The 8,946-nt window shown below is 68.3% G+C and carries 8 protein-coding genes; 3 read left to right on the top strand and 5 right to left on the bottom strand.

The genetic code is table 11. From position 1 onward, the window contains the following. The first annotated feature begins 436 nt into the window (after nucleotides 1–436). Nucleotides 437–817, top strand: a complete 381-nt coding sequence (locus WMF20_RS24345; RefSeq protein ID WP_437616991.1) for a sensory rhodopsin transducer — start codon at nucleotides 437–439, stop codon at nucleotides 815–817. 434 nt (nucleotides 818–1,251) lie between these two features. Further along, complete coding sequence (locus WMF20_RS24350; protein WP_437616992.1) at nucleotides 1,252–1,683, top strand: DUF6184 family natural product biosynthesis lipoprotein; 432 nt, start codon at nucleotides 1,252–1,254, stop codon at nucleotides 1,681–1,683. Nucleotides 1,684–1,770: 87 nt separating this feature from the next. On the opposite strand, the gene WMF20_RS24355 is transcribed toward WMF20_RS24350, so the two are convergent. Together WMF20_RS24355 and WMF20_RS24360 are read right to left on the bottom strand one after the other, a co-directional pair. Continuing rightward, nucleotides 1,771–2,391, bottom strand: coding sequence for a hypothetical protein (locus tag WMF20_RS24355; protein WP_437616993.1), 621 nt, complete (start codon nucleotides 2,389–2,391; stop codon nucleotides 1,771–1,773). Nucleotides 2,392–2,703: 312 nt separating this feature from the next. Further along, on the bottom strand, nucleotides 2,704–3,231 hold the full coding sequence (locus WMF20_RS24360; protein ID WP_437616994.1) for an MOSC domain-containing protein: 528 nt from the start codon (nucleotides 3,229–3,231) through the stop codon (nucleotides 2,704–2,706). A 306-nt stretch (nucleotides 3,232–3,537) separates the two neighbouring features. Between WMF20_RS24360 and WMF20_RS24365 the strand changes: the two genes are divergently transcribed. Next, nucleotides 3,538–5,010, top strand: coding sequence for a DUF6896 domain-containing protein (locus WMF20_RS24365; protein WP_437616995.1), 1,473 nt, complete (start codon nucleotides 3,538–3,540; stop codon nucleotides 5,008–5,010). 105 nt (nucleotides 5,011–5,115) lie between these two features. Here WMF20_RS24365 and WMF20_RS24370 read toward each other — a convergent pair whose 3' ends face one another. From WMF20_RS24370 to WMF20_RS24380, 3 genes are read right to left on the bottom strand one after another with little or no spacing between them, the layout of a single operon-like run. Continuing rightward, a complete protein-coding gene (locus WMF20_RS24370) occupies nucleotides 5,116–6,237 on the bottom strand; it encodes a cupin-like domain-containing protein (protein WP_437616996.1) in 1,122 nt (373 codons plus the stop codon). Between the two features lie 32 nt (nucleotides 6,238–6,269). Further along, on the bottom strand, nucleotides 6,270–7,790 hold the full coding sequence (locus WMF20_RS24375; RefSeq protein WP_437616997.1) for a tryptophan 7-halogenase: 1,521 nt from the start codon (nucleotides 7,788–7,790) through the stop codon (nucleotides 6,270–6,272). A 27-nt stretch (nucleotides 7,791–7,817) separates the two neighbouring features. Continuing rightward, a complete protein-coding gene (locus tag WMF20_RS24380) occupies nucleotides 7,818–8,756 on the bottom strand; it encodes a phytanoyl-CoA dioxygenase family protein (RefSeq protein ID WP_437616998.1) in 939 nt (312 codons plus the stop codon). Nucleotides 8,757–8,946: the final 190 nt, after the last annotated feature.

Genomic DNA, 8,946 nt, shown 5'->3' on the forward strand with positions numbered 1-8,946 from the left:
TCACCACCTCGATCGCCTCTCTGCTTCACGGCGGACCCACTGTCCCTCTCGGGCCTCGCGTCCGGGCTGGCCGGTACCACAGCCGCCCGGCCGTGTCGTCGCGGTTTGAGCAAGCGTCGTGCCGCGGTGGGATGTGAATCGGCGGGTGGCGGTGACGCGAGGACGACCATGACCGCGCAGCGCTCACGCCGGCCTGCCGAGGCGTCGGCGGACGTCGTGATGCCACGATCGGGATCAGACGCGGGGCGGCCTCGTCGCGCCGGCATCCCGTGTCCGGTCGCGTGCTTTCAAAGCCCGTCGGCGCTCAGCGCGCCGGTCGGCGAGGAGCGCTCGGCGAGGACTCTCAGCCATGGATCCCCGAGCGCGTCGAGCGAAGAGGCCGTCGCTCCTGGACAGCAGAGGGAGGCTGCCAAAGAGGAGCCAGGAGGGAGGACACATGGACAAGCCGATCGGGCGGACGCGCTGGGCAATCGCAGAGGGCTACATCCCAGGCCGGAGCAACGGACCTGAGCCGCAGATGACGAGCCATGAGACGGCCTGCCTGTTGAATGCGTCGGACCGGGACGCGCAGGTCGCCATCACCGTCTACTTCAGCGACCGCGACCCCGCCGGGCCGTACCGGGTGACCGTTCCAGCGAGGCGCACCCGGCACGTCCGGTTCAACGATCTGACCGACCCCGAGCCGATCCCGCGCGATACGGACTATGCCAGCGTGATCGAATCGGACGTGCCCATCGTCGTGCAGCATACCCGGCTCGACTCGCGTCAGGCGGAGAACGCGCTGATCAGCACGATCGCCTACACGGACCGGGAGTGACGGTGTCTTCTATGCCGAGGAGCTGGAGCTCACGAGTGCGCACGGTGGTGACGGCGCTCGGCTGTGCCCGGCGCCTCTCCGGGAGCATCTCCCGTTCGCAGCGTCGCCCCGAGGCTGGCCGGGCGCTGCGTTCCCAGCAGCGGGCATGGAGGCGCCTGCCACAGCGCATTTCGAGCCCGTGGCGGCACCTCCAGCCCGGCGCCCGTGTCGGTCGATCCTGCCCGGCCGATCGCAGGACATTGCCGTCGCACAGGACAGCCGATCTCGGCACGAGCGGAGGCACGCTAGTCGCAAGGATGTCGTGGCATGTTGCGAGAAACCCGCATGCGGCTGTTCTGGTCGGGGACGGTTCTGCTCGTGGCCGTCGCCGGCTGTCGAACCGACGAGCCGAGCGGAGAATCTCTGATGTGACGTGTCGTGAGGGAGGGGAAGCCATGCAAAAGATTGCTGGGAAACTGGTCGTGGGCCTGATCTCGGTGTCGGGAATGAGCCTGCTCGCGGCGGCGTGCGGCGGCGAAAAGCGGTCAGGCGGGGAGGCGCAAACCCCGGGTGGCGCGCAAGGCGAGGCGCCGGTGCCAGTCGGCAGCGCCGTCGATAGCATCGTGGCGGCGCGGTGCGACCGCGAGGCGCGGTGCAACAACATCGGACAAGACCGAGAGTATTCGAGCAAGGACGCGTGCTCGAACAAGATCCGATCCGAGTGGCGCGACGAGCTGACCTTCGGCGAGTGCCCAGGCGGCATCGACGCCAAGCAGCTGAACGAGTGTCTGGAGGGGATCCGCAATGAGGGCTGCGGCAATCCGTTCGACACCCTCGGGCGGGTCGTCGCCTGTCGCTCCAGCGATCTCTGCCGCGACGCGCGCTAGCCGCTGCGCGGACCGGGCGCGGCTCCGGTCATGGTTGCGAAGAGGGAACCACCGGCACGCCGCCGCTCGGCTGCGCCCGAGAGAGGCTCACTCCTCACGGGCGAACGCAGTGTAGAGCGCGATGAGCGCCCGCTCGGCTGCGCGCAGCGCGGTCAGGATCTGCTGGTCGGACGCGGGTACACGGTCCGCGGGGTGAAGGCGCGCCGCCTCCCCCCGAAACTCCCCTACGGCAGCGGACACGCTGCTCGATCCGCGGTACGGGCCGGCCGCGAGCGCCTCCATGCCCGACGCCGCGTCGCGGAGCGCGTGCTCCGTCGCCGCGCGGAAGCTCGCGTACCGGGCGGCGACATCGAACCAGACCGCATCGTTCTGGAGTCTGCCGGCGATCTGGGAGACGCCGGCCGTCGTGTGCGCGAAAGGGACCTTGTCGAGCGCCTTGCCCAGCCGCACGATCGCGAGTCGCACGAGGCTCTCCAGCCGCGGCCGCTGCGCCGCCTCCGCCCACCGCACGGCCTCCGAGTACGCGGCGATCGCGTCGCGGAACGGGCGGAGCGCCTCGTCGGCCTCGTCCTCCGGCGAGTCCGGCTCGAGCTGGGCCGCGGCGGGCGGCCGGATGTCCGCGGGTGGAGCGAGCACCGGCGAGGTGTACGAGCAGGCGCCGAGGCTCAGGCTTGCGCAGAGCGTCGCGGCGAGGCGTCGAGATCCCACGTGAACGCGCCCTGCATGCGCTGCACCAGCGGCCCCGGCGCGCGTCCGGCGAACACCCCGGCCAACCGAACCGACGAGCAGGACGCGAAAGGTACGGTCAGCGCGCTCGGCAGCCGACGGAATCGTCGGCAGTGTGTCCGGGCTAGAGGGACTCTCACTCGATCTCGACGCGCTCTGGAGCGAGGTGGAGCTACTCGGTCCCGAATCCGGAGAAGGAGCGCTCGGAGACCCGGAAGCCCAGTAGCGTTGCCGCCCCATCGTGCGGCATCTACCTGCACCGCCGCCGCACACTCGACGCGCCGCCAATCGCTCTCAGGCGACCTCGTCTTCCGCGACCACGCGCACCGCATCCCCCACCCGCGCTCGCCCCGCGCGCAGCACGCGCGCCGTGATCCCGCCGTGCCCGCGCATCGCCTGGAACCCGCCCTCGCCGAGCGCCTCATCCATCTTCGAGCACGGCTCGCACGGCCCGGTCCCCTCGAGCACCACCTCATCGCCGATCGCGAAGCGGAGCCCCTTCAACGCGACGAGGTTGATCCCCGCGACCACGAGGTTACGCCGGACGAGCTCGGGCGTGACTGCGTCGCGCCCCACGAGCGACGCGACGACCGGCAGGTGCTCGTGCTGGATCAGCGTGACCTGCCGCTTGCCGCCCGCCCTGGCCGAGCCGGCCGCGCGATCGCCCGCGACGCCGCGCCCTTCGACGAGCTCGACCTCGGGGAGCACGATCATCGGCGCGCCATACGCGGGGCGAACGCCGATCCAGACCAGGCGGCCCGTCTGCGGCACGTGAGCGAGCCGCTCGCGCAGGGTCATCGACGACGTGTCCTTCGGCGCCATGGGCGAGAGCATGCCACGCGCGGCCCGGGGCCCGGCACGGCTCCCAGGAGCATAGACCACGGCGCTCCCGGGGCGATAGAGGCTCTCGGGCACAACGCCCGGGTAGTGGCGACACAGGGCGAACACTCGCCCCCGATCCACTTTCCCTGAAGTGGCTGGCGGGGACTCGTCCAGCTGGGTTTCGGCCCCCTCTCGCCAGCAGGTCTCGTCGACGATGTAATCGCTGCTGATCGACACCGGGATGAGGCGCGCCTGGACACCGGCGCTTGCCGCCATCCAGCGGAGTGCGATAGGATTGCGCGCACCATGCTCCGCCTGAATACCCTCGGCCGGACGCTCGCGCAGGCCGCGCAGGCGCAGCCGGAGAGCGCAGAGCGCATCGCTAGGGCTGCTCTCGATATCAGCGTCGAGCTACCCGGAGATCCGTGGGCGAGGTGGCTCCTCGTCGCCCTACATCGCCACGTCCCGCGCCAGCGCTGGGTCGGTCGGATCGTGGAGCAGCAGCTGAATGGAGACCTCGCGAGGCTCGCGACCGACGGCGCGCTCGGAGCTCCGATGGACCGACCCCAAGCGGGACCGGTCCCCGGTCTGGACGGCTGGAGCTACTTCTTCCATGGGATCGGCTGTTGCCTGACACACGACGACGGCACCGCGATCGACGTCGATATCGACGAGAACGGCGCGGACTCGATCGACCCCTGGTTCTACCAGAGCTACCTCGATTCGCTCCCGGAGCCCGAGGGGATCGAGGCTCCGTTGAAGGGCGCCGGAGGTACGGCGGCCTGGTGGATGGCTGACCTTCGCACGCTCAAGGCGCTGAAGCTCATCACGGGCGAGCGCCGCGTCGTGCTCACCGCTTCCGGCCAGACGCTCGCGGGTGCCCTCGCGCCGCTCCTCGAAGAGCTCGCACGGTCCGAGTCGCCGCTCCGGCGTGCGTGGCTGGCGGTCCTCCTCGGAGATTTCGTCCGGGCATCCCATGAGCTGGCGTCGCTAGCGGTGCCGGCGAGCCTCCGGGCAGCCGCGCAGGCGCAGGTGTCCGAGCGCATATCACGGCTCTCCGGCCCCTACGAGCCCGGCAACGCGGCAGATCTGCGAGCCCTCGCCCGGCTGGGTCGACAGCACGCAGAGGGAGCGGTCCTCGCGCAGCTCAATCGCTCTCCACTGGACAGCGTCACGAGCGCCGCGCTCGACATCATCGAGGACTGGAGCGATCCTCGCTTCGTCGAGCCTCTGCTCGACGTCGCCGAACGCGCGACCGGCGAGGTCCCCCCCGAGCCTCACGTGCGCGCCACGGCCTGCCGGCTGGCCCTCCAGAGCGCCGTCGAGGTCGCCCTGTCCAGCAGCTTGCGCAGCCGTCTGACAACGCTCCTCGCGACGACGGCCGGCCATGCAGCCGGCGAGAGCGCGTACATGCTGGCGCTGCTCGATCCCGGCCGAGGGCTGCAGCGCCTCGCCGAAGTCCTGAGCTCGGACATCCCCTTGGCCCGCCAGGAGGCCGCGGCAGGCCTCGCGCTCCTGGGGACCGAGGAGGCCCTGGAGATCCTCGGGGGATCCTCATCCCGAGAGGCCCGGATCATCCTGCGCGCCGTGGAAGGCAACGCGCCGGAGCCCCATCCGGAGCCGCGCGAGGCGTGGATCGACTGGCGGGGTGAGCGGCGGCGCGTCTACACCATGGAGGACATCCTCGAGACGAACCTGCCCTCGTGGATGGCGTCATGCCTGGAGGAGCTGCGCCGGCGGTACGCGTCCCTCGGCCGCGTGGCCGCCGCTCGGCGGTAGCGCAGGGCGGAATCCTCGTTCACTCCTGCTTCTGCTACTGATCGAGCTGCCCGAACCAGGAACAACCAGGATTGACATGCCCGCGCGACGTTCTTGCGCGCGCCGCTACAGCAAGGTCGTCCAGTCCGGCGGGCAAACGGCGTAGGGGATTCGCATCAGAAAGAAGTTCACCGAGAACGAAAACGACGTCGACCGGACGTCGTGGAACCACCCCGCAGGCAAGAACAGCATCTCACCGGCGTTCAACGTGACGAACACAGGATCACACGTAGAGGTGACCTGATGCTGTGGCTCGAAGGGATCGACCGTGTTGCACGAGTCGAGCCCGGCATGAATGACCCTCGGTGACAGCAGAGGGGCGTGGTGGGGCGAGACGAGCGCGATCCGCTTGGTGCCGACCAGCTGCGATAGGAAGTTGTCGAGCCAATCGCGATGCAGGGGCGTTGTGGTCCCGGCGGGGCCGATCCAGAACTTTGCATACTGACACAAGCCCTCTGGAACGAACGGTGGATAATCGAGCCAGAGGTGCCAGTCCCAGGGAACCCCATTGCTCGCGGCATAAGGACGAGGGGTGGCCTGCGCGGAGTCAGCCAGGCCATCGCCGTGGGACGCCAGATACTCGGCCAGGCGCAGCTCCTTGGTCTGCATCGTCTCCTTGTAGATGTCCGCGACATAGTTGCCGGTGCGCACCTCGACCGACGCATCGCCGAGCTCGGAGCGGATCCGTTCGATCGTCCAGGGAGAGGCGTCCCGCTTGGGCATGGCGTCGACGATCACGGCAGGGCGGCTTGCCATCGCGTAGCGCTGGATGAAGTCCGCCGGCGAGATCGCCGCGATGCTGATGCGGTCGACCTCCGCGCTGACCTGGCTCCGGGTGATCTCCTCGATCTGTGCCTTGCCCGCGGGCGAGATCGACATGAACCGATCGCGGAACGAGCTGAGCAGCGGCGGACTGCCGGTCATCGAGACCGGGCCGCGGACGCAGCCCAGGCTCGCGATGTCGGCGAGGTCCGCCGTGGACAGGAAGATGCTCGCATCGGGACGACCGTGCTTACCGTCCTCGACACGAAGCGTCTCGCCGTGCTCGGTCCGGTCGACGACCACATAAGCACTCAGCCGCTGGTCTCGAACGGTGAACTGGACGACGGTCTGTGGCTTTTCGTCGGCGACCGACGGCAGCAGCGTACGGACGATGTCGTGCAGGTTCGTGTGTAGTTGAGATTGCATGCGTGGCCTCGTGTCGAACCAGCGGGCCTCGGCTATCCGCGTTGCCAGGCGAAGCCATCGGTCGAAGGGATCAGGCCCTGGGGTCGCACCGAGCTCTCGCGTGCTCGGCGGTGGCCGAACATCGCTTGCGTCTGGATCTGGCGCACCTCCGCCGTGAAGCCTTCCATGAAGTGCTCGGCGCTCAGACCGGCCTCGAGCGTCGCTGGCGCGCTCTGGCCGGGCAGGCCGTCGACCTGCATCGCAAGCTGGTTGCTCAGCATGCCCTCGAACCACTCGCCCATGCCCTGCCGGGAGCGAAAATAGTCCTCGGCGTGGTTGAACACCGGCTCGTCGACGCTCGATGCTCCCGCGACCAACCGGATGAAGGCGTCGTTGGCCCTCTCGCCGGTGTTGAGCACTTTGCGCGCCTGCCAGAAGTACGAGTCCGCTTCCTGATGCATGTCGTAGAACGACAGCAAGAACTGGTAGAAGTTTCCGAACTCTCGCCGGTAGCGGAACTCGAACTCTTCGAACGCCTCGTGCTCGTCGATGTCACCCGCGAGGCAGCTGTTGATCGACCGCGCCGCCAGGAGCGCCGAGTAAGTCGCCAGGTGAACGCCTGACGAGAACACCGGATCGATGAAGCAGGCGGCATCTCCGATCAGAACCAGGCCGGGCTTCCAGAATCGCGTGTTGCAGTACGAGTAATCCTTGCGGACACGAAATTCGCCGTACACGCCCTCGGTCACGCGCGTGGCGGGCGCGAGGTACTCTGCGATGATCGGGCAGGAATCCACGAAGCTCTGGAACGCCTGCTCGGGCCCATCCTGGATCCGCTGCGCGGCCTCGCGGGACACGACCGCGCCGACGCTGGTGAGCCGGTCGGACAGCGGGATGTACCAGAACCAGCCGTCGCGAAACGCGGCGCACAGGATGTTGCCGCTGCTCGGCGCGGGCAAACGCTTGCCATCGTGGAAGTAGCCGTAGAGCGCCACGTTCTGGAAGAACTGCGAGAACACTCGCTCTCCGACCAGCGCGTAGGTCTGGCCGCGGTGCCCCTCCGAGTCGACGATGTACTTCGCGGTCGCGGTTCGCTCGCTGCCACGGTCGTCGCGGAACCGCACACGTGAGAACCGACCGTCTTCCTGTTCCACGCGCACCACGGGATGCTCCTCGCGAACATCGACGCCCTTCTCGCGCGCGGCGTCGAGCAGCATCTTGTCGAACACGCTGCGCTCGACCTGGAATGCATAGCCGCCGGGGACGCGGGGATTCTCGGCGAACCGGAAGGTCCACGGCTCGGGGCTCTTGCCCCAGCGAAACGTGCCGCCTTGCTTGCGCGTGAAGCCGGCCCGCTCGATCCGGTCCCTGATCCCGAGCAGGCCGCAGATACCGTAGGTGGTGGCGGGCAAGAGGGACTCGCCAATCTGATGGCGCGGGAACTTCTCCTTTTCGAGCAGGAGCACGCTGTGGCCCTGCATCGCGACGAACGAGGCGACGGACGACCCACCGGGCCCCCCGCCTAGAACGATCACGTCGAATTGCTCGTCTTGTTGCACTGTCGCTTGTGTCATCGCCCAGTCCTCTCGTCGAACGCGGTGCTAGAACAGCCCCAGGCGCTCGCGCATCCGGTTCCACATCAGGAACGCCATGAAGCTGACGAACGAGGTCGCTCGCGCCGGACGCGCGCTGGCCTCGAAACCCGCTATTTCTCCGATCGTCAGCTCGTCCTTCCCCGCGGCATCGAAGCAGTCGAAGAGCCGCCTGAAGTCGCGCCGTCCATGGGTCATCACGATCGCCTTCAGGAAGCCGCCGCGGACGAGCTCGGCGCGGCGGACCCGGGTCTCTCGGTTCATCATCCGGATCGAAACTGCCACCCGGCGCGTGTCCTTGTCCTCGGTGCGGTGGATCACGTCGCCTCGCAGCAGCAGAAGATCGCCGCGGCCGAGCTGCGGAGTCACGGCCAGCTCGTCGAGCGCATAAGGCAGGACGCCGTGAGTACCGCCGGCGTCGTTGTCGTGGACGATCGTCGCGCCATCCTTCACGACGAAGCGCGTCGCGCCGCGCCCGCGGAGCCGGGCGGCGAGCTCCGGGCTACGCGCCGCAAAGGCATCGAACGGAATCACGCAAAGGTTGGACCGTTCGCGCGCCGGTTTCACGATGGGCACGTAGAAATTCAGATAGTCGTGGTGGTTCTGGTAGGCGAAGTACGACACCGCGTCTTGGTGCCACGCCGTCCCGATCTCGCCTTCGGTCGTGAAGTAGGCGCTGCCGAACGCGCAGACCGACGCGATGTCGACCCGCACGCTGCTGGCGCCCGCGACGGCGCGCGCCATGACCGCCAGCTTGTCGTCGATTGCGCTTCGTGCGTCGGCAGAGACTTGCCGGACTCCGTACGACGTGTCGACCCCAGCACTCGCCGCGTAGTCGGCTTCGAACCGAGCGATTTCTGCGTCGTTCAGAAACGAGCGCACCACCACATAGCCGGTGGAGTCCAGGTCTTCGAGGCGAGCATGGGTCGGGACGTCGTGGGCGAGCATTCTTCATGTCCATGTCCGCACTGCACGCGCCTCGTCACGCATATGCCGGTGATCGGCCGATCGCGATGCGACGAGTCACGCGCCGGGCTGCCATTGGAGAACAGCTAGCATGCGGACTGCCTGAGACAGCATAAAGCCAACACTCCCGATCGTCAAGCCTGTTGCCTCAGAGCGCGCGTGACTGAACGGC

It is taken from the genome of Sorangium sp. So ce834 (genome assembly GCF_051521425.1).
In the GTDB taxonomy this organism is placed as follows: Bacteria; Myxococcota_A; Polyangia; order Polyangiales; family Polyangiaceae; genus Sorangium; species Sorangium cellulosum_D.